The sequence below is a fragment of the Streptomyces flavofungini genome (assembly GCF_030388665.1).
Taxonomy (GTDB): Bacteria; Actinomycetota; Actinomycetes; order Streptomycetales; family Streptomycetaceae; genus Streptomyces; species Streptomyces flavofungini_A.
The window spans coordinates 6,147,123-6,169,663 of the sequence record NZ_CP128846.1; the positions used below are offsets into that span (position 1 = coordinate 6,147,123).

General features: G+C 71.7%; 18 protein-coding genes. 9 read left to right on the forward strand and 9 right to left on the reverse strand.

Annotated elements, in window-relative coordinates:
- The first annotated feature begins 246 nt into the window (after positions 1-246).
- Together QUY26_RS26120 and QUY26_RS26125 are read left to right on the forward strand one after the other, a co-directional pair.
- Positions 247-2,034: a TIGR03767 family metallophosphoesterase gene (locus tag QUY26_RS26120; RefSeq protein ID WP_289950744.1), complete on the forward strand. Its 1,788-nt coding sequence runs from the start codon at positions 247-249 to the stop codon at positions 2,032-2,034.
- 108 nt (positions 2,035-2,142) lie between these two features.
- On the forward strand, positions 2,143-3,312 hold the full coding sequence (locus tag QUY26_RS26125; RefSeq protein ID WP_289950745.1) for a serine hydrolase domain-containing protein: 1,170 nt from the start codon (positions 2,143-2,145) through the stop codon (positions 3,310-3,312).
- 167 nt (positions 3,313-3,479) lie between these two features.
- On the opposite strand, the gene QUY26_RS26130 is transcribed toward QUY26_RS26125, so the two are convergent.
- Complete coding sequence (locus tag QUY26_RS26130) at positions 3,480-4,556, reverse strand: hypothetical protein (RefSeq protein WP_289950746.1); 1,077 nt, start codon at positions 4,554-4,556, stop codon at positions 3,480-3,482.
- 319 nt (positions 4,557-4,875) lie between these two features.
- Here QUY26_RS26130 and QUY26_RS26135 point away from each other — a divergent pair, with 319 nt between their 5' ends.
- A complete protein-coding gene (locus tag QUY26_RS26135) occupies positions 4,876-5,952 on the forward strand; it encodes a S1 family peptidase (RefSeq protein ID WP_289950747.1) in 1,077 nt (358 codons plus the stop codon).
- A gap of 217 nt (positions 5,953-6,169) precedes the next feature.
- Here the strand turns inward: QUY26_RS26135 and pepN are convergent, their stop codons facing one another.
- Positions 6,170-8,755: an aminopeptidase N gene (gene pepN, locus QUY26_RS26140; RefSeq protein ID WP_289950748.1), complete on the reverse strand. Its 2,586-nt coding sequence runs from the start codon at positions 8,753-8,755 to the stop codon at positions 6,170-6,172.
- 156 nt (positions 8,756-8,911) lie between these two features.
- On the opposite strand from pepN, the gene QUY26_RS26145 reads away from it, so the two are divergent.
- Positions 8,912-9,568, forward strand: a complete 657-nt coding sequence (locus QUY26_RS26145) for a DsbA family protein (RefSeq protein WP_289950749.1) — start codon at positions 8,912-8,914, stop codon at positions 9,566-9,568.
- A 3-nt stretch (positions 9,569-9,571) separates the two neighbouring features.
- On the opposite strand, the gene QUY26_RS26150 is transcribed toward QUY26_RS26145, so the two are convergent.
- From QUY26_RS26150 to QUY26_RS26165, 4 genes are all read right to left on the reverse strand, one after another.
- Positions 9,572-9,781 (reverse strand): hypothetical protein, encoded by a 210-nt coding sequence (locus QUY26_RS26150; protein ID WP_289950750.1) that lies wholly within the window; start codon positions 9,779-9,781, stop codon positions 9,572-9,574.
- A 152-nt stretch (positions 9,782-9,933) separates the two neighbouring features.
- Positions 9,934-10,584, reverse strand: a complete 651-nt coding sequence (locus QUY26_RS26155) for a superoxide dismutase (protein ID WP_189729915.1) — start codon at positions 10,582-10,584, stop codon at positions 9,934-9,936.
- Between the two features lie 222 nt (positions 10,585-10,806).
- On the reverse strand, positions 10,807-12,216 hold the full coding sequence (locus QUY26_RS26160) for an amino acid permease (RefSeq protein ID WP_289950751.1): 1,410 nt from the start codon (positions 12,214-12,216) through the stop codon (positions 10,807-10,809).
- Positions 12,217-12,370: 154 nt separating this feature from the next.
- A complete protein-coding gene (locus QUY26_RS26165) occupies positions 12,371-13,681 on the reverse strand; it encodes an amino acid permease (RefSeq protein ID WP_289956040.1) in 1,311 nt (436 codons plus the stop codon).
- 416 nt (positions 13,682-14,097) lie between these two features.
- Between QUY26_RS26165 and QUY26_RS26170 the strand changes: the two genes are divergently transcribed.
- On the forward strand, positions 14,098-14,679 hold the full coding sequence (locus QUY26_RS26170) for a biotin transporter BioY (RefSeq protein WP_289950752.1): 582 nt from the start codon (positions 14,098-14,100) through the stop codon (positions 14,677-14,679).
- Positions 14,680-14,738: 59 nt separating this feature from the next.
- Here the strand turns inward: QUY26_RS26170 and QUY26_RS26175 are convergent, their stop codons facing one another.
- Complete coding sequence (locus QUY26_RS26175) at positions 14,739-16,121, reverse strand: FAD-binding oxidoreductase (protein WP_289950754.1); 1,383 nt, start codon at positions 16,119-16,121, stop codon at positions 14,739-14,741.
- Between the two features lie 186 nt (positions 16,122-16,307).
- On the reverse strand, positions 16,308-17,771 hold the full coding sequence (locus QUY26_RS26180) for an amino acid permease (protein ID WP_289950755.1): 1,464 nt from the start codon (positions 17,769-17,771) through the stop codon (positions 16,308-16,310).
- A 226-nt stretch (positions 17,772-17,997) separates the two neighbouring features.
- Between QUY26_RS26180 and QUY26_RS26185 the strand changes: the two genes are divergently transcribed.
- The 3 genes from QUY26_RS26185 to QUY26_RS26195 all read left to right on the forward strand — a co-directional run bounded on the left by QUY26_RS26185 (position 17,998) and on the right by QUY26_RS26195 (position 19,738).
- Positions 17,998-18,483 carry a ribose-5-phosphate isomerase gene (locus QUY26_RS26185; protein ID WP_289950756.1) on the forward strand — a complete coding sequence of 162 codons (486 nt, stop codon included), beginning with the start codon at positions 17,998-18,000 and terminating at the stop codon, positions 18,481-18,483.
- Between the two features lie 242 nt (positions 18,484-18,725).
- A complete protein-coding gene (locus QUY26_RS26190) occupies positions 18,726-19,556 on the forward strand; it encodes an Fpg/Nei family DNA glycosylase (RefSeq protein ID WP_289950758.1) in 831 nt (276 codons plus the stop codon).
- On the forward strand, positions 19,520-19,738 hold the full coding sequence (locus QUY26_RS26195; RefSeq protein ID WP_289950759.1) for a superinfection immunity protein: 219 nt from the start codon (positions 19,520-19,522) through the stop codon (positions 19,736-19,738). Before QUY26_RS26190 ends, QUY26_RS26195 begins: the two co-directional genes overlap by 37 nt.
- Here the strand turns inward: QUY26_RS26195 and QUY26_RS26200 are convergent.
- Positions 19,735-20,970: a GNAT family N-acetyltransferase gene (locus tag QUY26_RS26200; RefSeq protein WP_289950760.1), complete on the reverse strand. Its 1,236-nt coding sequence runs from the start codon at positions 20,968-20,970 to the stop codon at positions 19,735-19,737. The two genes, QUY26_RS26195 and QUY26_RS26200, sit on opposite strands and share 4 nt — an antisense overlap.
- Before the next feature lie 164 nt (positions 20,971-21,134).
- Between QUY26_RS26200 and QUY26_RS26205 the strand changes: the two genes are divergently transcribed.
- The gene (locus QUY26_RS26205) at positions 21,135-22,319 is read left to right on the forward strand and encodes a PP2C family protein-serine/threonine phosphatase (protein ID WP_289950761.1); all 1,185 of its coding nucleotides are present in this window, start codon (positions 21,135-21,137) and stop codon (positions 22,317-22,319) included.
- The last annotated feature ends 222 nt before the right edge of the window (positions 22,320-22,541 follow it).

A 22,541-nucleotide genomic window follows, 5' to 3' on the forward strand; every position in this document is an offset into this window, starting at 1 on the left:
GCCCGCCCCCTTCCCCGGCAGGTGAACGCAGAGCAACCACCACCCCACCCCCCAACGAGCACCGCGTGCACACGCAAAGTGGGCCCAGATCCACTTACGGTGATCGGCGCCACCCGTTGTGGCGACGTTAACGCGCAGGCCACCCCCGCTGCCAACGATCCAGTACGAGCGGGAAGTCCGCGGGCGAAGCACCGCCCGGACCCCCGCGACCACTGCCGACGCGTTCGCACTCGGGGAGACCGCGCCATGTCGCGCATACGCTCTGTCGCCACCACGGCCGCCACCGCCACCACGTCCGTCGTCTCCACAGTGAACCGCCGCGCGTTCCTCGCGGCGACCGGCGCCGTCTCCCTGTCCGCGGGCGTCGGATACGCCCTGGGCCCGGGAGCGGGCTCGGGCAAGGCCGCCCCCGCGGCGGCGGCCGCACCGGTCCCGATGTCCCGCAGGGCCCCCTCCGCCCCGCTGGCCCCGTACCGCTCGGGCACCACCCTGGCCACGGTGTCCGCGCCCCGGGGCACCTCCGGGTACCGCCGCCTCGGCGACGGCCCGGCCTGGGACCGCGTGGTCCGCTCGGACCTGGCCCCGGCCGAGCCGGGCCGGGAGTCCCGCCGCACCCCGCTTGCCGCGTTCGTCCAGTTCACCGACCTGCACCTGGTGGACGTACAGCACCCGCTGCGCTACGAGTACCTGCGCGCCCGGACCGCCAGCGCCTGGCGCCCGCAGGAGTCGCTGTCCGTCGCCGGGGCCGTCTCGCTGGTCGAGCAGGTCAACGGCCTGCGCGGGGCGCCCGCGACCGGCGCGCCGCTGCACTTCGTGATGACGACGGGCGACAACACGGACAACAACTCCCGCAACGAGCTCGACTGGTTCCTGAAGGTGATGAGCGGGGGCCGCGTCACCCCGAACTCCGGCGACCCGCGCCGCTACGAGGGCGTACAGGACAGCGGCCTCAAGCTCTACTGGCACCCGGACACCGCCCTGCGCGACGCCGACAAGGGCGCCGGCTTCCCCCGCCTGCACGGCTTCCTGGACGCCGCGATCCGCGAGGTCAACAGCCCGGGCCTGAACCTGCCGTGGTACTCCACGGTCGGCAACCACGACGGCCTGCCCGGCGGCTGCTACGCCCCCGGCGACGCGTACTTCACCGAGTTCGCCGTCGGCGGCAAGAAGCTGATGTCCCTCGACGAGGCGCGCGGCGCGGCCCTGTGGAAGAACGTCAGGAAGGGCAACGACCCCAAGGGCGCCGTCTTCAAGGAAGTCATGAAGTCCGAGGCCCGACGCATGCGTTCGGTCACCCCGGACGAGGCCCGCGCCCCCTTCACCCCCGCCGAGTACGTCAAGGCCCACCTGGACCCCGCGCACGCGGGCCGCGGCCCCGTCGGCCACGGCTACACCCAGCGGAACCTGGCGGAGCGCACCCAGTACTACACCTTCCGCATCACCGACGACGTCCTCGGCATCAGCCTGGACACCACCGACCCCGGCGGTCACTACGAGGGCTCCCTCGGCACCACCCAACTGCGATGGCTGGAGCGGCAGCTGAAGGAGGTGGAGAAGAGCGGCGACGCCTCGTACGTCATCGTCTTCAGCCACCACACCAGCAAGTCCATGCGGAACCTGCGCACCGACCCGGGCCGCCCGCGCGAGTCCCGGCACGGCGGTGACGAGGTCGCGGCGCTGCTCGGGCGGCACCGCTCGGTCCTCGCCTGGGTGAACGGCCACAGCCACAAGAACGCCATCACCCCGCACCACTCGGAGCACGGCTCGTTCTGGGAGGTGTCGACGGCCTCGCACATCGACTTCCCGCAGCTCGCCCGGGTGATCGAGCTGGTCGACAACCACGACGGGACGCTCTCGCTGTTCACCACCCTCATCGAGTCCGCCGCCCCGCACCGCACCGACTTCGCCGACCTCTCGCAGACGGGCCTCGCCGCCCTGTACCGGGAGCTCGCGTTCAACGCCCCCGGCGCCAGGCCCACGCTCGGCGGCGACCCCGGCGACCGCAACACGGAACTCGTCCTGCGCAAGGGCTGACCCCCGCGGGCGCCGGGCCCGCGCCTTCTCGGTCCGAAGACCGCGCCTTCGGCGGCACGCGCCACGCCCCCGCTGCGCTACGGTCTCCGCCTGGAGAAGGGACGACGCATGCCAGTACGCGAGCGGCTGTTGGGGCTGGCCGCGGTGATGACGGCTGCGGGCGTCCTCGCGGCCCCCGCCGCGTCCGCCGCACCCGTCGGGTCCCCGCGGCCCGGCGCGGACCACGGCCACCGCGCCACCCAGCGCGCCATGGACCGCGCCGTCGAGGCGGGCGTCCCGGGCGTCACCGGCCAGGCCGTCGACCCGCACGGGACGTGGACCGGCACCGCGGGCCTCGGCGACCTGCGCACGCGGGCCCCGCGCGGCGCGCAGGACCACTTCCGCGTCGGCAGCATCACGAAGACGTTCACCGCCGTGGTGCTGCTCCAGCTCGCGGCGGAGGGCGGGGTCGACCTCGACGACACCGTGGGGGAGTGGCTGCCGGGCCTGGTCGAGGGCAACGGCCACGACGGCGACGCAATCACCGTGCGCCGACTCCTCAACCACACGAGCGGAATCCACGACTACGTCGCCGACCCCCGCTTCCGGCGTCTCCGCTTCACCCCGGAGTTCATGAAGCACCGCTTCGAGACCCGGTCCGCCGAGGCCTGGGTACGGATGGCGATGAGCCACCGGCCGCAGTTCCGCCCCGGCACGGGCTGGGGCTACTCCAACACCAACTACCTGCTCGCCGGAATGATCGTCGAGCGGGCGACGGGCCGCCCCTACGGCGAGGAGATCCGCGCCCGCGTCATCGACCCCCTCGGCCTGCGCCACACCGTCGTACCCGGCACCAGGACGACCCTGCCCCGGCCCAGCTCCCGGGCGTACTCCAAGCTGTCCGTCGAGTCGCGCGCACCGTCCACGACGTACGACGTGACCGAGCTGAACCCGTCCGAGGCGGGCGCCGCGGGCGAGATGATCTCCAGCTCGGCGGACCTCAACCGCTTCTACCGTGCGCTCCTCGGCGGCCGGCTCCTGCCGGACGAGCAGCTCGCCCAGATGAAGGAGACGGTCCCGGCCAAGGAGCTCGGCCCCGACGTCGGCTACGGCCTGGGCCTGATGCGCGTGCGCCTTCCGTGCGGGACGGCCGTGTGGGGGCACGGCGGCGGCATCCAGGGCTCGCAGTCCGAGGCGATGGCCACCGGCGACGGGCGCCGTGCGCTCGCGGTCAACTTCAACGGCGACTGGACGGGCGGCCTGAGGCCGATCGTCGCGGCGGAGTTCTGTCGCCGGTAGGCGGCGGAGTTCCACGCCGGGCACGTGTACGGGGGCGATCCCCCGCACGTCGAATCGCGCGTCACGCAGGGGCGTCGGGCACGCGTACGGGGGCGAAACCCCGCCGTCCAGGATTCCGCCCCCGCACTCCCCTCCTGCGGGCACGCCGTGGCGCGCTCTGCCGGGCCCTATCTGGGCAGCACCACGACATAGGCCGCAGGATCCCGGTCGGCCGCCGCCATCAGCGCCGTGCGCACGACCGTGGCCTGCTGCTCCGCCGTGTCCCGCAGCTTCTTCGGGGTGACGTGGACGACGGTGATGCCGAGGCGCTCCAAGTGCTCGCGCTTTTGCGCGTACTCGGACCACTCCCCGGCCTCCCGGCTCCGGTCCGCCTGGCCGAGGCCGTCCTCGCCCTGGCGGGGCGCCCGGGTGTCCAGCTCCACGGCGACGGAGTGCTCGGGCCAGTAGGCGTCGACACCGCCCAGATGGGGGCCGCCCGGCAGTCGCAGGTCGACGTTCCACAGCGGCTCGGGCAGGGCGAAGTCCCGTACCAGCGCGTACAGGCGGTCCTCCGCGATGGCCCGGCCCTCGGCGAGGAGCGAGTCCACCGCGTCCACCACGTGCGGTCGGGTGAGCAGCCGCGCGTTGTTCAACTCCCGTACCACCGCCGCCGGTTCGCAGTGCCCGCCGCGCACCGCCTCGGTGAGCAGGCGCCGCACCGCGCCCGCCTCGGCGAGCTGCGCCACGGCGTCGGCGAGCGCGCGCGGCACGGGGGCGACGGGAAGTCCGGTGATCTGCTGGGGAGTCGGCAGGCTGTTGCTGCGGACCAGGCGGGCGCAGCCGGTGGAGCGCAGGCGCCGGGTGCGGGGCACGAGGACGTCGATGCGGTCCAGGGAGAGCAGCGGCGGCGCGGAGGAGAAGCGGTGCAGGGCGAGCGCGGCGAGGCCGGTGATCATCGCGTCCGCGTACGCGGCGTGCGGCTCGCCCGCGCCGGGCTGCGCGGGCACGGACCTGGCCTCCTTGGCCGGCGGGCGGCCGCAGTACAGGAGCACGCCGTGCAGCCGCTCCTCGCTGGTGGGCGGTCCGGGGTGGAGCAGGAAGACGCCGGGCAGGAACTGCTGCCAGGGGCCGCCGGGGCGGCAGTGCGCGCTGGTGTCGGCGCCGGAGACGCCGTGCTCGCGCAGTTGCGCGCTGCTCATGACGCGGCGCTGGACGGCGGTGAGGTGGCGCAGGGGGCGGGGGGAGAGCGGGGTGTTGTGGTTCATGACGGGGCCTTTCCCGTGCCCGGAGGGCCCGCTAACCGCTGTTACAGTCCCGTCGACAAAACCGGACAACCCCGTCCTAAAGTACGGGCGTTCGAGAGCCGAAAAGGCCTGGTTCGAGGTGGGCGCCGGTGAATCGGGGGTGTCCTGGGCGGGGTGAGGCCCTCTTGTGGGCGGCGGACACCGTTGTCATACTCGGCGCGATGTTTGGCATGGACGCGACGTAATCCGGGCGAACCCCGAGGCGCGCCCGCGCCAGGCACCGGTAACTCCCGATGACCGCCCCCCACTTGAGCGGTCCATCCCCCCATGGAGGTACTGCGTGAACACCCAACGAGCGAGCAGGCGACGCCTGACCATCACCGGAGTCGGGGTCGCCGCGCTGGTCGCCGGCACCCTGACGATGGCGAACACCAGCGCCGCGGCGCCCGCCCCCACCCCGGACACCCTGACCGCGACCGCGGCGGGCAAGCTCGCGAACTCCCTCTCCGCCGACCTGAAGGGCGACCTGGCGGGCACCCACTACGACGCCGCCGCCAAGAAGCTCGTCGCCGGCGTGCTCGACGGCGCGGCCGCCGACAAGGCCCGCGCGGCCGGCGCCGAGGCCCGGATCGTCAAGAACTCCCGGGCCGAGCTGAACTCCGTGCAGCAGACCCTGGGCGAGCGCGCCGTCCCCGGCACGTCCCGCGCCGTCGACCCGGTCGCCAACAAGGTCGTCGTCACCGCCGACAGCACGGTCAAGGGCGCGGCCCTGGCCAAGCTCCGCGCGGACGTCGCCGCCCAGGACGGCAAGGCCGTGCTCAAGCGCACCGCGGGCACGTTCCAGCCCCTCATCCGCGGTGGCGACGCCATCTACAGCTCCAGCGGTCGCTGCTCGCTCGGCTTCAACGTGGTGAAGGACGGCCAGCCGTACTTCCTCACCGCCGGGCACTGCGCCGCGCTCGCCGGCACCACCTGGTCGCAGACCCAGGGCGGCTCGGCCATCGGCACCGTCGAGGACTACGGCTTCCCCGGCCGTGACGACGCCATCGTCAAGTACACCGCCAACACGGCGCACCCGAGCGAGGTCAACCTCTACAACGGCAGCGCCCAGCAGATCACCGGCGCCCGCACGGCCGTCGTCGGCGAGCAGGTGCAGCGCAGCGGCAGCACGACCAGGCTGCACGGCGGCACGGTCCGGGCCCTGAACGTCTCCGTCACCTACCCGCAGGGCACCGTCAACGGCCTCATCCAGACCAACGTCTGCGCGGAGCCCGGCGACAGCGGCGGCGCCATGTTCGCCGGCACCAGCGCCCTCGGTCTGACCTCGGGCGGCAGCGGCAACTGCTCCAGCGGCGGTCAGACGTTCTTCGCCCCGGTCACCGACGCGCTCTCCCGCTACGGCGCGCAGATCGGCTGACGCACCCGCCCCGCGGGGCCAGGGCCCGGCCCGCGCGGGGACCTGACGCACAGCGCGACCTTCCCGGGGTGCCGGGGCACGCGACACACGTGCCCCGGCACTTTCCGTCGGACCCCCTAGCCCGCCGACGGGGCGAAGCCTTGGCCCACCGGCCGGGCGGCGCCTTGGCCCGCCGGTTGGGCGATGCCTTGGCCCACCGGCCGGGGTGCCGGTCGGATCAGCCCGTCGCCACGGCCCCGTCGCACGCCTGGGCCCGCAGCGAGCGCGCCAGGTCGTCCGTGGCCTCCAGGACCAGACGGCGCAGCGCGGGCGGCGCCTGCTCGTGTCCGGTGAGCCACGCGTCCGCCGCGTCCAGCGTCTCCTGACGGTCCTGGAAGTGCGGGAACAGGCCCCGCACCACGTCCATGCCGATCTGGATGGACCGCTCGGCCCACACGCGCTCGATCACCTCGAAGTACTTCGGGGCGTACGCGGCGGTCAGCTCGCGCTGCGAGGGCTGCTGGAAGCCCGCGATGGTGGCCTCCACCAGGGCGTTGGACAGCGCGTCCGACTCGACCACGGCGGCCCACGCCTGTGCCTTCACGGCCGCCGAGGGCCGCGCGGCCAGACAGCGGACCTGGTGCCGCTTGCCGGACGCCGTGTCGTCGCGGGCCAGCTCGTCCGCGATCGCCTGCTCGTCCGCCGCGCCGCTCGCCGCGAGCGCACCGAGGAACGCCCAGCGCAGCTCCTGGTCCACATCGAGCCCGTCGATCTTGCCCGTGCCGTCCAACAGGCCCTGGAGCAGCTGCAGATCGGCCGCGGACGACGCCACCGACGCGAAGAACCGCGCCCATGTCAGCTGGTGCTGGCTGCCCGGCGCGGCCACCCGCAGCTCCCGCAGGGCGCCCTCGGCGAGCGCCCGGCCGCCCTCCTCGCGCCAGTCGGGCGCGCAGTAGTGCGTGCGGGCGGTGTTGGCCCAGGCGTGCAGCATCTGCAGGACGCCGATGTCCGACTCCTGCCCGGCGAAGCGGAGCACAAGACCGATGAAGTCCCGCGCGGGCATGAGCCCGTCCCGCGTGAGGCTCCACAGCGCCGACCAGCACAGCGCGCGGGCCAGCGGGTCGGTGATGTCCCCGAGGTGGCCGCGGAGCGTGGCCAGCGACGTCTCGTCGAAGCGGATCTTGCAGTACGTCAGGTCGTCGTCGTTGACCAGGACCAGCTCCGGCGCCTCGGCACCGGCCAGCTCGGCGACCGTGGTCCGCGGGCCCTCGACGTCCACCTCCGCGCGGGCGTACCGCACGAGTTCGCCGGCCTCGCGGCGGTACAGGCCGACGGCCACGCGGTGCGGGCGCAGCTCCGGGTGCGACTCCGCGGCCTCCTGGACCACGGCGAGCTCCGTGATGCGACCCTGTGCGCTCAAGGTGACCTGCGGGGTCAGGGAGTTGACGCCCGCCGTCTGCAGCCACGCCCGCGACCAGGCCGTCATGTCCCGGCCGCTGGTCTCCTCCAGGACGGAGAGCAGGTCGCCGAGGCGGGTGTTGCCGTACGCGTGCCGCTTGAAGTAGCGGCGGGCGCCCTCCAGGAAGGCGTCACGCCCGGCGTAGGCCACGAGCTGCTTGAGCACCGAGGCGCCCTTGGCGTACGTGATCCCGTCGAAGTTGAGCTTGGCGTCCTCCAGGTCGCGGATGTCGGCCGTGACGGGGTGGGTGGAGGGGAGCTGGTCCGCGCGGTACGCCCAGGCCTTGCGGTTGTTGGCGAAGGTGATCCAGCCGCTGGTGAAGCGCGTCGCCTCGACCATGGAGAAGGAGCCCATGAAGTCGGCGAAGGACTCCTTGAGCCACAGGTCGTCCCACCACCGCATGGTGACGAGGTCGCCGAACCACATGTGCGCCATCTCGTGCAGGATGACGTTGGCCCGGCGCTCGTAGGACGCCTGGGTCACCTTGCCGCGGAAGATGAACTCTTCGCGGAACGTGACACAGCCCGGGTTCTCCATCGCCCCGAGGTTGTACTCGGGGACGAAGGCCTGGTCGTACTTCCCGAAGGGGTACGGGTAGTCGAAGTGGTCGTGGAAGAAGTCCAGGCCCTGCTTGGTGACGAGGAAGACGTCGTCCGCGTCGAAGTGCTTGGCGAGGCCCTTGCGGCACATCGCGCCGAGCGGGATCTCCAGGCGCGTGCCGTCGTCGAGGACGCGCTCGTAGGAGTCGGTCACGTAGTGGTACGGGCCCGCGACGATCGCGGTGATGTACGTCGAGATCGGCTTGGTCTCGGCGAACTGCCAGACGCCGTCGACCTGCTCTCCCGCTCCGTTGCTCCACACCGTCCAGCCCTCGGGCGCCTGCGCGGAGAAGCGGAACGGGGCCTTCAGGTCGGGCTGTTCGAAGTTGGCGAAGACGCGGCGGGAGTCCGCGGGCTCGTACTGCGTGTAGAGATAGACCTCGCCGTCCTCGGGGTCGACGAAGCGGTGCATGCCCTCGCCGGTGCGGCTGTAGGCGCACTGGGCGTCCACCACCAGCTCGTTCTCCTCGCGCAGGTCCTCGAGCGCGATGCGGGAGCCGTCGAAGACCTCCGAGGGGTCCAGGTCCTTGCCGTTGAGGGACACGGCCGTCACGCTCGGGGCGATCAGGTCCGCGAAGCTCGCGGCACCCGGCTCGGCGCACCGGAAGCGCAGCGTCGTCACCGACCGGAACGTGCGCGGCGCCCCTGCGTCGCCGTTGCTGTCGCCCACCGCCGAGCGCAGGTCGAGGAAGACCTCGTACCCCTCGACGGACAACAGCGCGGCCCTCTCCTGGGCCTCGTCGCGGGACAGATTCTCACCGGGCACGGGCTGCACTCCCTTGTGGCTCGCGTATGGCTCGCATGACTCGTCCGAACGTCTCCGATCCTCGCATGCGCCCAGTTCGGCGGACATCGGGGAATGCCCTGGCGCAGCCCTGATGTTCCCCGGCCAGACCCCCGAACGGATTCCTTAGGGAGAGACATGGCTGTGAACGCTGGGAACGTTGCGAGCGGCAGGACCCCGGTCGACTTCTGGTTCGACCCGTCGTGCCCCTGGGCCTGGATGACCTCGCGCTGGGTCCTCGAAGTGGAGAAGGTCCGCGACATCGAGGTCCGCTGGCATCTGATGAGCCTCGGCGTCCTCAACGAGGACAAGCTGGACGAGCTGCCCGAGGAGTACCGCGACTTCCTGACGCATCACGCCTGGGGCCCGGTCCGCGTCGTCATCGCGGCCCAGGAGGAGCACGGCGCCGACGTCCTCGGCGACCTCTACACCGCCCTCGGCACCCACATCCACAACCAGGGCGAGGGCCCCACCAGAGAGGCCGTCGCGGGCGCCCTGAAGGACGTGGACCTGCCCGATTCGCTCCTCGACCACTGGGACTCCACCCCCTACGAGGCCGCCCTGCGCGCCTCCCACAAGGAGGGCATCGACAAGGTCGGCCAGGAGGTCGGCACCCCCGTCATCGCCGTCCCCGGCACCGACGGCGAGCAGGTCGCCTTCTTCGGCCCGGTCGTCACCCCCGCCCCCAAGGGCGAGGCGGCGGCCCGCCTCTGGGACGGCACGCTCCTGGTGGCGTCCACGCCGGGCTTCTACGAGATCAAGCGCACGAGGACGCAAGGCCCGATCTTCGACTGATCCTCAGCTGGGTTTCGGGAGCCGGATCGCATCGGGAAAGGGCTTCTTGTTCGATCCCGTGCGCAGGTTGCGGCAGTCCGGCGCGAGGCACACGAGGAACTCGTTCACGCTCGCGCGCCCCAGCCGGTGCTTGAGCCAGGCCCGCTCGGCGTCGCTCAGCTTCCGGTGCGGTTCGTACGCGTCACATGTCCAGCAGTACTCGGGCTTCGACATGGACCTACTGTGGGCCGGAACCCGGCGTACCGAAAGGCCCCTCGCGAGTCACGTCCTCGCGAGGGGCCTTTCGTCCATCCGCCTGCCCGCATGAAGGTTGAGAAGACGATCACGAGGCAGGACGTGTCACCGGGCGCGGGGCCCGGAGTGGGTCAGGGGGCCAGCAGCAGGCTGTTGACGCGCTGCTTGGCGGCCTCGTAGCGCTTGGCCACGTCCTGCCAGTTCACGACCTGCCACATGGCCTCGATGAAGTCCACCTTCTGGTTCTTGTACTGCAGGTAGAAGGCGTGCTCCCAGGCGTCGAAGACCAGGATCGGGGTCGAGCCCTGGCCGACGTTGCCCTGGTGGTCGTAGATCTGCTCGACGATCAGGCGGTTGCTGAGCGGCTCGTAGGCGAGCACGCCCCAGCCCGAACCCTGGGTCGTCGCGGAGGCCTTCGTCAGCTGGGCCTTGAACTTGGCGAAGGAGCCGAAGGACTCGGTGATGGCGTCCGCGAGCTCGCCCACGCCGTCCGCGGCCGTGGGCTCACCGCCGCCGCCGTCCTTCGGGCTGTTCATGTTGTGCCAGTAGATGCTGTGCAGGATGTGCCCGGAGAGGTGGAAGGCCAGGTTCTTCTCCAGGCCGTTGATGGCGCCCCACGACTCCTTGTCGCGGGCCTCCGCCAGCTGCTCCAGGGTGTCGTTCGCGCCCTTCACGTACGCGGCGTGGTGCTTGTCGTGGTGCAGCTCGATGATCTGCGGGTTGATCACCGGCTCCAGCGCCGCGTAGTCGTACGGAAGTTCAGGAAGCGTGTAAATGGCCATGAGAGAGCCCTCCGACGTGCTCTGCGTGCTTGCCGCGCCGTGTCGCGCGGCGCCGCCTCGCACCTCTTTATTGCGACCTATGTGCAAGTGCAGGCTAGCAGCAGGAGTGCCGAGAAGTTGATCAGCCCTTCGTCCTAGGCCGGGGGACCCACCGGTCCGCGCCACGGACGGCCGAAGGCCCCGCTCCACCGGGGGAGCGGGGCCTTCGGGCGCGGCGGGGCCTCAGGGGCGCGGCGCGTCGGTGCCGCGGCTCTCCATCGCCTTCTGGCGGGCGTAGCCGATCACCATGAGGATCAGGGTCAGTCCGCCCGAGTAGAAGAGCTGGGTACGGGTCTCGGACTCGCGGGCCATCAGGACGAACACCGTCGCCATGCCGGCGAGCGCCACATAGGTGAGCCACGGGAAGAGCCACATCTTCACGACCAGCTTCTCCGGCGCCTCGCGCTCCAGCTTCTTGCGCAGCCTCAGCTGTGCGGTCGCGATGAAGAACCACACCACGAGGATGATCGCGCCGATGGTGTTGAGGAGCCACTGGAAGATGTCATCGGGCCGCCAGTAGCTGAGCAGGACGCACAGGAAGCCGAAGGCCGAGGAGGTCAGGACGGCGATGCGGGGCACGCCGCCGTAGAGCTGACCGAGGGCCTTGGGGCCCTGGCCGCGCTCCACCAGGGAGTTGGCCATGCGGGACGCGCCGTAGATGTTGGCGTTCATCGCGGAGAGCAGGGCGATGAGGACGACGACGTTCATGATCTGTCCGGCGCCGTCGATGCCGAGGTGGTCGAGCGTGGCGACGTAGGGGCCCTTCGCCGCGACCTCCTCCTTCGTCCACGGCAGCAGCGTCACGACGACGGCCATCGAGCCGATGTAGAAGAGGGCGATCCGCCACATCGCCGTGCGGACGGCCTTGGCCACGCCCTGCACGGGGTGCTCGGACTCGGCCGCCGCGATGGTGACGGTCTCCAGGCCTCCGTACGCGAACACGGAGGCGAGCAGTCCGACGATCAGGCCGTCCACGCCGTTGGGCATGAACCCGCCGTGTCCGGTGAGGTTGGTCATGCCGGGCGCCTCGGTGTCGGGGAGCCAGCCGAGGATGGCGAGCACGCCGATGCCGAGGAAGAGGACGATCGCGCCGACCTTCAGGGCGGCGAACCAGAACTCGAACTCGCCGAAGTTCTTCACGGCCGCGAGGTTGGTGGCGCAGAACATCAGCATGAACAGGGCGACCCAGGCCCACTCGGGGACCCCCGGCACCCAGCCGTGCACGATCTTCGCGGCGCCGATGCCCTCCAGGCCGACCGCCACGCACAGCAGGAACCAGAACGACCAGCCCGCGGTGAACCCGGCCCACGGGCCCATCGCCCGCTCGGCGTGCACGGAGAAGGAGCCGGACGCCGGGTTGGCCGCGGCCATCTCGCCCAGCATGCGCATGACGAGCATGACCAGGGCGCCGGATATCGCGTACGCCAGGATGATCGAGGGCCCGGCCGCGGCGATGGCGGTGCCGGAGCCCACGAAGAGCCCGGCGCCGATCACGCCGCCGAGGGCGATCATCGACAGATGGCGCTGCTTGAGTCCGTGACCGAGCGGCGAGTCGGCTTTGGGTGGTGCGTCCTGCAAGGACGTCCGAGACATGGGCGTGCCCTGTTCAGTAGCAGAGACGGGGAGTGGGCGAGCGAAGTGGGCCACAGTCTGAGCGTGCGTACCGCTCACAGGGAACAGGTGACCGGTATACGGACACGACGCTCACACATGGTGAAGATTTGTTCACATAATGAACACATAAGTGTCATGAGTGTGGGCGCTGCCGCCACTCCCGCACCCACGCCACCGCGATCACCAGAGCCGTCGCGCCCGCCGACCACAGGAGCTGCGGCCGCGCCCCGTCGTCCCGGAGCATCAGCAGGATCACCACGGCCATCGCCGCGAGCGCGGCCCAGGTCAGCCAGGGGAAGAACCACATGCGCAGGGTCAGGCGCTCGGGAGCCTCGCGTTCGATCCGCCGCCGCAGCCGCAACTGCGAGAGCGCGATCAGCGCCCAGACGAAGAGGAGCGCCGCGCCGACCGAGTTGAGCATGTAGAGGAAGACGGACTCGGGCCACTTCAGATTCAGCAGGACCGACACGAAGCCGAAGGTCACCGAGGCCAGCACGGCCCGGCGCGGCACCCCGCCGCCCGACACCCGAAGGAGCGCCCTCGGTGCCTCACCGCGCTCGGCCAGCGAGAAGATCATGCGCGAGGAGCCGTACAGATTGGCGTTCAGGGACGACAGGAGCGCCACGAACACCACGATGTTCATGAGGGTCCCGGCCGACGGGACGCCGATGGAGTCCAGGACCGTGACATACGGGCTGAAACCCGCCCGCTGCGCCGTCCACGGCAGCACGGTCACGATGACCAGCATCGAGCCGACATAGAAGAAGAGGATGCGGTACACCGCGCTGCGCACCGCGCGCGCCACCGAACGCACCGGGTCGTCGGACTCCGCCGCCGCGATCGTCACGATCTCCAGACCGCCGAAGGCGAACAGCACCACGACCACCCCGGAGACCACCCCGTCCCAGCCGTGCGGCAGGAAGCCGCCGGCGCCGGTCAGATGCGTGAGGCCCACCGGGTCGGTGTCGGGAAGCACCCCGAGGATCGCGAGCAGTCCGAGCACCAGGAACGCGCCGATCGCGAAGACCTTCAGGGCGGCGAACCAGAACTCGAACTCGCCGAAGTTCTTCACGGCCGCGAGGTTGGCGCCGGTGAAGAACACCATGAAGACGAGCACCCACGCCCACTGCGGGACTCCCGGCACCCATCCGTTGGCGATCCGGGCCGCCCCCGTCGCCTCCACCGCGAGCACCACGACGAGCAGGAACCAGTACAGCCACCCGACCGAGAACCCGGCCCACCGCCCGAGCGCGCGCTCCGCGTGCACGGAGAACGCGCCGGACGCCGGCATCGCGGCGGACATCTCGCCGAGCATCCGCATCACGCACATCGCGAGCGCGCCCGCGATCAGATAGGAGAGGACGATCCCCGGCCCCGCGACCTCGATCCCGGCTCCCGACCCCACGAAGAGACCGGCGCCGATCACGCCGCCGAGGCCGAGCATGGTGAGGTGGCGCTGCTTGAGGCCGCCGCCGAGGGGTTCGGGCCCCGCGTCCGTGGCGGCGGGCGCGTCGACCGCCGTCGCTCCCCTGGGGGGCACCGCCGACGGGGACGGCAAGGAGTCGTGCTTCACGTGTCGTCGGCTCTCGTGCTCAGGGAGTCCAGCAGGGATCTGGATTGGTGGGAATCCACAGTGTCGCCGCTGGGCGTCCCGGGAGGCAACCGGGGCCCTTGCGGCACTGACCTCAGTGACGAGCGTCACGCTGAACCAGGTGTGCCCCGGCGCCTTTGTGCGAAGCCCACCAACGCCGGGCCGCTGCCTTTGTCACCGGCACCCCCTGATGAGCGGCCCCCGCCGGGGATAGGGTCACAGCGTCCGCCGCTCGCCCGCCCCTGGCCCTTGAGAATCACGGAGTCCCGATGAGCACTGCCGCCCTATCCCGTCCGGGTCAGGTCCTGGCTGACCTGATCCCCGCCACCCGCCTGCGCGACGTGACCCTGGTCCTCGGCGGCGCCGCCCTCACCGGCATCGCGGCCCAGATCGCCGTCCCGGTCCCCGGCTCCCCGGTCCCGGTCACGGGCCAGACCTTCGCGGCCCTGCTCGTCGGCACCTCGCTCGGCGCCTACCGCGGCGCGGCCTCGCTCGCGGTGTACGCGCTCGTCGGCATGGCGGGCATGCCCTGGTTCGCACAGGGCAAGGCGGGCATCGGCATGCCGAGCCTCGGCTATGTCTTCGGCATGCTCCTCGCCGCGATGGTCGTGGGCGCCCTCGCCCGCCGCGGCGCCGACCGGAGCGTGGCGCGCATGGCGGGGACGATGGTCCTCGGCTCCGCGATCATCTACGCCGTCGGCGTGCCGTACCTGGCCGCTTCGACCGGCATGTCGCTCACCGAGGCGGTCGCGGCCGGACTGACGCCGTTCCTGATCGGCGACGCGCTCAAGGCGGCGCTCGCGATGGGCGCGGTGCCGCTGGCGTGGAAGTTCCTCGACGACAAGCGCTGACGCACCGCAGCCGCGGCCGCGTCGGCATCAGCCGGCACATCAGCCGGCATCAGTCGGCATCAACGGACGCTGTAGTTCCGCCTGAAGAGGTTCGCCGGGTCGTACGTGGCCTTCAGCCCGGCGAGCCTCTTCTGTGTCTCGGCGTCGTAGAGCCCCTCGGGCCGGTCGCCACCGGCGAAGGTGAAGTTCAGGGACCGCCCGATGACGTGGGGCGCCACCTCGCCGAACGCGCCCGCGTACAGCTCCCGCAGGCTCGCGCGGTCGGCCCCGTCCGTGTCCTCGGTGCCCCCGGCGCCGTTCACGGGCGAGAGGATCCGCAGCAACCAGCGCGCGTCCCGGTGCGGCACGGCGTTCGCGGCGGGCCGGGCCAGGGCGCCGCCCAGGTGGTTGAGCTGCACGACGTACATGCGGTCCGCGGCGGGACCGGTGAGCGCGAGGATCCGCTCCAGGCCGTCGGTGTCCAGGCCGTCCAGCATGCGGCTCTCCCCGTAGTAGGCGTGCGGGAAGTCGGGGTCGCTGTGGATGGTGTGGCTCTCGGTGTACGGCAGTTCGCGCAGGGAGTCCTCGTGCGCGGGCCCGAGCGCGCGCAGGGGCGCCACGAGCCGTTCGCCCTCCGCCGCGCTGCCGGTGTACGCGACGCGCACCGTCAGCAGATAGCGGCCCCGCAGCGCCTCCGGGAGCATCGGCAGATCCGGGTAGACCAGCGCCGCGAGGGACGAGGTGACCTCGTCCGGGACCGTCTCCGTCCAGGCCGTGTAGGCGCGCAGGACCACCGCCGGGTCGACCTCGCGCCCGTCGAAGGCCAGCGCGCCCCCGTACAGCCGAGCCACCGGCACCAGACCGATCTCCAGGGCCGTCACCACGCCGAGGTTCGCACCGCCGCCGAGCAGCCCCCAGAACAGCTCGGCATCGCCCTCCGCCGTCACGTGCCGCACCGCGCTGTCGGCCGTGACCACGTCCAGGGACCGCACGTGGTCGGCCGCGTACCCGAACTCCCGCGCCAGGACGCCGAGCCCGCCGCCCAGCGTGTACGACACGGCGCCCACGGACGGCGCCGAACCGTTCAGGGGCGCCAGGCCGTGCTCCGCCGCGGCCGCGACGACCTGCCCCCAGCGGACCCCCGCCCCGACCCGCACGGTGCGCGCCACGGGGTCCACGACGACCTCGTCCAGGCGCCGGGTGCTGATCAGGACGCCGCCCACCGACGCGTCCGGCAGGCCGTGCCCGGTCGCCTGCACCCCGACCGGCAGGCCCGCTTCGGCGGCGTACGTCACGGCGGCGACGACGTCATCGGTGCTCGTGGCCGCGACGACGACGTCGGGGCGCTGGGCGTATCCGGTCTGGAACCCGGCGAGTTCGTCGTCGTACCCGGCGTCGCCGGGGCGGAGGACGATTCGCCGGTCGCTGAGGGTGCTGAGGGCACTGAGGGCGCTGACGTCCACGGGTCTCTCCCTGTTCGATCTCTGCTGTCGAGGACACCCTGGACGAAAAACTTGACAGCTTCCGTCAAGTTTTCCGGCGGCAGGATCGGACAGCGAGAAGCGGGGCGCCCGCCGGGGGGGCGGCGGCAGTGACTGCCGCGCCCGGCGGACGCCCCGCTCAGGGGGTCGGGCTGGGTACCGGGCCTGTCAGGCCTCGGTGAGTTCCTCGTCCGAGCGGGGCCGCACCTTCTCGCGCACCAGGGAGAAGCCCAGCACGAGGGCCGCCACGAGCAGCGAGAGCACCATCTGCTTGCGCCCGGCGTCGTCGTACAGCATGTAGACGATCACGAACGAGATCATGCCGATGGTGACCCAGGTCAGATACGGGAACAGCCACATCTTCACGACGAGCTTCTCCGGCTGCTCGCGCAGGATGATGCCGCGCATCTTCAGCTGCGTGAAGCAGATGACGAGCCAGACGAACAGGGCGACGGCACCGGAGGAGTTCAGCAGGAAGTCGAAGACGGTGTCCGGCCACTGGTAGTTGAACCAGACGGCGGCGAAGCCGAAGACGACCGAGCCGAGGATGGCGGCGCGCGGCACGCCGTTGGAGTCGGTGCGCGCGAAGGCCTTCGGCGCGTCCCCGCGCTGGCCGAGCGAGAACGCCATGCGGGAGGCCGTGTAGAGGCCGGAGTTGAGGCAGGAGAGCACCGCGGTGAGCACGATCACGTTCATCACCTGACCGGCGTGCGGGATGCCGATCGAGTTCAGCGCGGCGACGTACGAACCGTCCTTCTCGATGGACTTGTCGTTCCAGGGCAGCAGCGTCACGACCACGAAGATCGAACCGAGGTAGAAGACGCCGATGCGCCAGATGACGCTGTTCGTGGCCTTGGTGACGGCGCGCTGCGGGTCCTCCGACTCACCGGCGGCGAGCGTGACGATCTCCGAGCCCATGAAGGAGAAGACCACCATCAGGACACCCGTGAGGATGGCGCCCGCGCCGTTGGGCATGAAGCCGCCCGCGTCCGTCAGATGCGCGAAGCCGTCACCCGGGTTGTCCGACCCCGGCAGCACGCCGAAGACGGCGAGCAGACCGATCAGCACGAACGCGCCGATCGCGACGACCTTGATGCCGGCGAACCAGAACTCGAACTCGCCGTAGGAGCCGACCGAGACCAGGTTCGTGGCGGTGAGCACCACCATCACGATGAGCGCCCAGCCCCACTGCGGGATCGCGGGTATCCACCCCTCCAGGATCACCGCGCCGGCGGTCGCCTCCACCGCGAGCACGACGACCCAGAAGAACCAGTACAGCCAGCCGATGGAGAAGCCCGCCCAGCGGCCGAGCGCCTGATCGGCGTACGCGGAGAAGGAGCCGGAGGTCGGCCGGGCCGCGGCCATCTCACCGAGCATCCGCATCACGAGCACGACCATCGCGCCGACGAGGGCGTACGACACGAGGATCGCCGGGCCCGCGGCCTTGATGCCGGAGGCGGAACCGACGAACAGGCCCGCGCCGATCACACCACCGATGGCGATCATGGACAGATGGCGGTTCTTGAGTCCGGCCTGGAGGCCGTTGCCACCCCCGTTTCCACCGCCCGGCTGCGAATTGCTGGGTCCTTCGTCGGTGCTGTCTTCCTTCGCAAGGGACGGTAGCGAGGTCATAGGCAGATCCTTTGGTTCGCGGGGACAAGCTCCCGCATTAAAAGCGCAGGGTCGTACGGGACGAAAGACCCGTCTCCGGATCGTTGTATTCCGCGGAATCCTGAGTGAACGAGCGCTTACGCTCGATGACCGGACAGGGGCATTGGCCTGCACCAATCGGTGGTCGGGCGGGGTGACAGGCCGCCCCGCGGCGGCTGTCCGCGGCCGTGCGTGCCAGACTTCGCCCATGCGCGTGTACCTCGGCTCGGATCATGCCGGCTACGAACTCAAGAACCACCTCGTCGAATGGCTCAAGGCCGCAGGGCACGAGCCCGTCGACTGCGGACCCCACATCTACGACGCTCAGGACGACTACCCGCCGTTCTGCCTGCGTGCGGCCGAGCGGACCGCCGCGGACCCCGATTCCCTCGGCATCGTCATCGGCGGCTCCGGGAACGGCGAGCAGATCGCGGCGAACAAGGTCAAGGGGGTGCGGGCGGCTCTCGCCTGGAGCGAGCAGACCGCCGCGCTCGGGCGTGAGCACAACGACGCCAACGTCATCTCCATCGGTGGGCGGATGCACACCCAGGACGAGGCCACGAAGTTCGTCGAGATCTTCCTCGCCACGCCGTACTCCGGTGAGTCCCGTCATACCCGCCGCATCGAGATGCTCTCCCGCTACGAGACGACCGGCGAGCTCCCGGCCATCCCGGCCCACCACCCCCAGGGCTGAGGCGGATCCCTGCGGGACCCCGGTCCCGCCCCTTCCCGAAACCGGGCGCCGCGCCCCCGGACCCCCGCTGATCGGCGCTCCGCGCCTCGTCCGCCAACGCCGGACGGGCTGTGGACAGCCCCTCCGGCGTTCGAGAAGCGGGGTCCGGGGCGGAGCCGCAGTTTCGGGTAAGTGGCGGAACTGGGGAGCCCCGGCAGGGCCCACCCCCCATCTCCCCCCGCCTCCCGCAATAAGGAGAACCCGTGCCGGAAGGGCACACGATCCACCGGCTCGCGGCCGATCACCGGGACCGGTTCCAGGGCCGGAAGACGACCGCCAGCAGCCCGCAGGGCAAGTTCTCCGACGCGGCGGCCCTGGTGACGGGCAGGACACTGGAGACGGCGGAGGCCCACGGCAAGCACCTCTTCCTCGGCTTTCCCGACGCCACCTGGATCCACATCCACCTGGGCCTCTTCGGCAAGGTCACCTTCGGCGGAGCCCCCGCGCCCCCACCCACGGACACCGTCCGCCTCCGCCTGACGAACGGCGCCGCGTACATGGACCTGCGCGGCCCGACGACGTGCGCCCTGATCACGGACGAGGAGAAGCAGGCGATACACGCCCGCCTGGGCCCGGACCCGCTGCGCCCGCAGGGCGAGGGGAACGACCCGGAGACGGCCTGGCGCCGCGTCTCCCGCAGCCGCACCACGATCGCCGCGCTCCTCCTCGACCAGAAGGTCGTCGCGGGCGTGGGCAACGTCTACCGCGCCGAGGTCCTGTTCCGCCACGGCATCGACCCGTACACACCGGGCAAGGACCTCACGCACGCCCAATGGACCGCGATCTGGGCGGACTTGGTGGACCTGATGCGCGAGGGCGTCCGGCACAATCGCATCGACACGGTCCGGCCCGAGCACACGCCGGAGGCGATGGGCCGCCCGCCGCGCGTGGATGACCACGGCGGCGAGGTGTACGTGTACCGCAGGGCCCGCCAGGCCTGCCACATCTGTGGCGGCGAGATCCGCACCGCCGATCTCGCCGCCCGCAACCTCTTCTGGTGCCCGACCTGCCAGCCGCAGAAGCACCGCCCGTAGAGGGCCTCGCCTTCTGGCGGGACGCCGAGAACCGCTGGCTGGTCCTGGTCGGCAACGTCCTCTTCGGCGCCAGCGGCCTCGGCTGGTTCTTCGCCCTGTACCTGGCGACCCGCAAGCCCAAGGAGCCCCGTGGGACGCGGGCGGGCGACCCGGGGGCCGCCCGAAACCCGGAGCCCGTCTAGAAGCCGTGGGGCAGCCACGGGGCGACGGGTGAGCCGAAGGCCAGGCCCGCCTCCGCCGCCGCGCCCTCGCGCAGCTCGCGGACACGGCCCGCCCCGGTGAGCTGGGTGAGCGGGACGCCGCCCAGGTAGAGCGCGCCCAACTCCCGTGCGGTGAGGGCGAGGTCGGCGGGGACGCCGTCGTCGACGCGCTCGCAGGAGGCGCGCTTGGAGTCGCCCGTGAGGCGCCAACGGCCCTGGTTCCAGGGGCAGAAGGAGTCCTCGACGTCGAGGACGACGTCCACCGGAGTCTGGTACGTACGGGCTTCGAGGGCGGCGCCGACGTCCACCAGGCGCACGTACAGCGACTCCCGGGTCCGCAGGTCGCAGCGGCGCACATTGGTGACGAGCTGCGCCACCGGGTCGTCCACCGGGCGGTTCAGGGCCAGGACCGTCGACGTCAGGTCGATGTCGAAGAGGAAGCGCCACAGCGCGGCGTACGCAGCCGGGTCCAGCGCCTCCACGTCCTGCACCTTGACCGTGCCTTTGGGGCCCTGGGCGTCCCACTCGGGCTTGACCGCGTAGAGCGCGAACCCGACGACCTCGCCGTCGCGCTCGGCGAGCACGCACTGCTGCGGCGACGCGCCGTTGCGGTCGGCCGGCGGGTCCAGGGTGACCAGGCGCTCCCAGCCGGGCCGCCGCGCCATCATGCCGGGGCGTCCTGGCACCCGCCGCGCGTACACCGCCTCACAGGCGGGCAGCGCCTTCGCGGGCGTCTCGTAGCGCAGGCGTACGTCGTCGGCGCCCGGCGGGACGGTCAGGCCCACCCGGGTCGTGTCGATCTCCATGCGGTGGTGGAACGAAGCGGCCCCGTACCCGAACCGGCCGTAGATCTCCGGCTCCGACGCGGTCAGGACCGCCACCGCCTCGCCGCGCTCCCGCACGTCGTCCAGCTGGCGCCGCATCATCGCCGTGAGCAGACCGCGCCGCCGGTGCGTGGCGGCCACGCTCACCATCGTCACGCCCGCCGTGTCCACCACGGCGCCGCCCGGCACGGACATGCGGAAGCTGAACGCGCCCGCCGTGCCCACGCAGGTCTCGCCGTCCCAGGCGCCGAACGAGCGCTCGCACTCGGTGAGGTCCCGCCACAGCTCGCGCTCCTCGGGCGCCTCGGCCACGCCCCCGAAGGCCACGTCCAGCGTTTTGTACCACTGCTCCCAGTCGCCCTGGCTCAACTCCCGCAAGTCTGCTGTCATATGCCATGCCTACCAGGGCTCCAAGGGCGCGGCGAATTGTTTTCCGCGTACCGGAACGCGCGTGTGGACGCTGGGCGTGGAGATACGGGCGAGGTGCCCCTGAAGGGGGACAAGAGGTACCTCCCGTGCGAAGCGCCTGGCCCGGTGGATAGGGTCCACGAGCAATGGCGGTACGACGAGAAGGGCGCGAGCGACGCGAGCAGCGTGCGCGGCGCGCCGAAGCCGAGACGTTCCCGGCCCGCATGAAGAAGCGGCTGCACCGGGCGCGCATAGGGCTGCGCAAATCCGGTGTCGACTATTTCCGGGGCGACGGCTCCGACTGGGTGGCGCTCGCCGCACTCCTCTTGACCGTCCCTGTCATCACCGCGTGCACGATCGTCAACCCGGTGTGGTTCGCGCCCGCCGCGCTCGTGCTGCCCATCGTCGCCGGCGGGCTGCTCCTGCGCCCCTCCAGCCTCCTCGGCCTGTACGCCGCCTCCGCGGCCGCCCTCATCGTGGAGTCCGTGCAGCTCGGCCCCTACACGGAAGGGCCCGCCCGGGTCACCCCCGGCACCGTCCTCACCGTCGCCGCCTGCGGTTTCTTCGGGCTCCTCATCGCCCAGTTCCGCAGCCGCGTCGGCGTGCCCTGGCGGGGCGGCGGCACCATGCTCTTCGACCTGCGCGAGCGGATCCGGGTGCAGAGCAAGCTCCCCAAGCTGCCGCGCGGCTGGCACCGGGAGATGGCCCTGCGGCCCGCCGGGGGCCAGTCCTTCTCCGGCGACTTCGTCGTCGCCGCCCGCACCAACGGGGGGCGCACCCTCGAAGTCGTCCTCACCGACGTCTCCGGCAAGGGCATGGACGCCGGGTCGCGGGCGCTGCTCCTGTCCGGCGCCTTCGGCGGCCTCCTCGGGTCGCTGCCGCCGCACGCCTTCCTGCCCGCCGCCAACGGGTACCTGCTCCGGCAGGACTGGGACGAGGGCTTCGCCACCTCCATCCACCTCGTCCTCGACCTGGAGACCGGCGACTACGAACTCCTCTCCGCCGGGCATCTGCCCGCCCTCCAGCTCAGCGCCGGGACCGGCCGCTGGGAGGAGAAGTCCGGCGAGGGCCCCCTCCTCGGCGTCTACGACGGCGCCCAGTTCGACCCCGTCAAGGGGTCCCTGCGCCCCGGCGACGTCCTCATGCTCTTCACCGACGGCATCGTCGAAGCCGCCGACCGCGACATCGCCGAAGGCATCGACCGCCTCACCGGCGAGGCCGACCGCTACGTCCCCGGCGGCTTCCACGGCGCCGCGTGGCACCTCATCGAGGCGGTCGCCAAGGACGTCAACGACGATCGGGCGCTGCTGCTGATCTGCCGCGACGCGTGAGCTGGCCGGGGGCCTCGGGCAGGTCCCCGGTGCGGGCGGGCCGGGGGCGCCCCCGAATCGGCGCTCCGCGCCTCGTCCTCAAGCGCCGGACGGGCTCTCTCCCACCCGCCCGCCCCGACTCGTCGTTCGACCGGGCAGTCGGCACTGCCTGCCTGGCCGGTCGGCCTGCCGGGTCGGCGCTTTGCGCCTCGTCCTCAAGCGCCGGACGGGCTTTCCCCCACC

Excerpts from the sequence above, each read along its gene's own strand:
- QUY26_RS26120 (WP_289950744.1), top strand. The coding sequence starts at position 247 with ATGTCGCGCATACGCTCTGTCGCCACCACGGCCGCCACCGCCACCACG.
- QUY26_RS26125 (WP_289950745.1), top strand. The coding sequence starts at position 2,143 with ATGCCAGTACGCGAGCGGCTGTTGGGGCTGGCCGCGGTGATGACGGCT.
- QUY26_RS26130 (WP_289950746.1), bottom strand. The coding sequence starts at position 4,556 with ATGAACCACAACACCCCGCTCTCCCCCCGCCCCCTGCGCCACCTCACC.
- QUY26_RS26145 (WP_289950749.1), top strand. The coding sequence starts at position 8,912 with ATGGCTGTGAACGCTGGGAACGTTGCGAGCGGCAGGACCCCGGTCGAC.
- QUY26_RS26150 (WP_289950750.1), bottom strand. The coding sequence starts at position 9,781 with ATGTCGAAGCCCGAGTACTGCTGGACATGTGACGCGTACGAACCGCAC.
- QUY26_RS26155 (WP_189729915.1), bottom strand. The coding sequence starts at position 10,584 with ATGGCCATTTACACGCTTCCTGAACTTCCGTACGACTACGCGGCGCTG.
- QUY26_RS26160 (WP_289950751.1), bottom strand. The coding sequence starts at position 12,216 with ATGTCTCGGACGTCCTTGCAGGACGCACCACCCAAAGCCGACTCGCCG.
- QUY26_RS26165 (WP_289956040.1), bottom strand. The coding sequence starts at position 13,681 with ATGCTCGGCCTCGGCGGCGTGATCGGCGCCGGTCTCTTCGTGGGGTCG.
- QUY26_RS26170 (WP_289950752.1), top strand. The coding sequence starts at position 14,098 with ATGAGCACTGCCGCCCTATCCCGTCCGGGTCAGGTCCTGGCTGACCTG.
- QUY26_RS26180 (WP_289950755.1), bottom strand. The coding sequence starts at position 17,771 with ATGACCTCGCTACCGTCCCTTGCGAAGGAAGACAGCACCGACGAAGGA.
- QUY26_RS26185 (WP_289950756.1), top strand. The coding sequence starts at position 17,998 with ATGCGCGTGTACCTCGGCTCGGATCATGCCGGCTACGAACTCAAGAAC.
- QUY26_RS26200 (WP_289950760.1), bottom strand. The coding sequence starts at position 20,970 with ATGACAGCAGACTTGCGGGAGTTGAGCCAGGGCGACTGGGAGCAGTGG.
- QUY26_RS26205 (WP_289950761.1), top strand. The coding sequence starts at position 21,135 with ATGGCGGTACGACGAGAAGGGCGCGAGCGACGCGAGCAGCGTGCGCGG.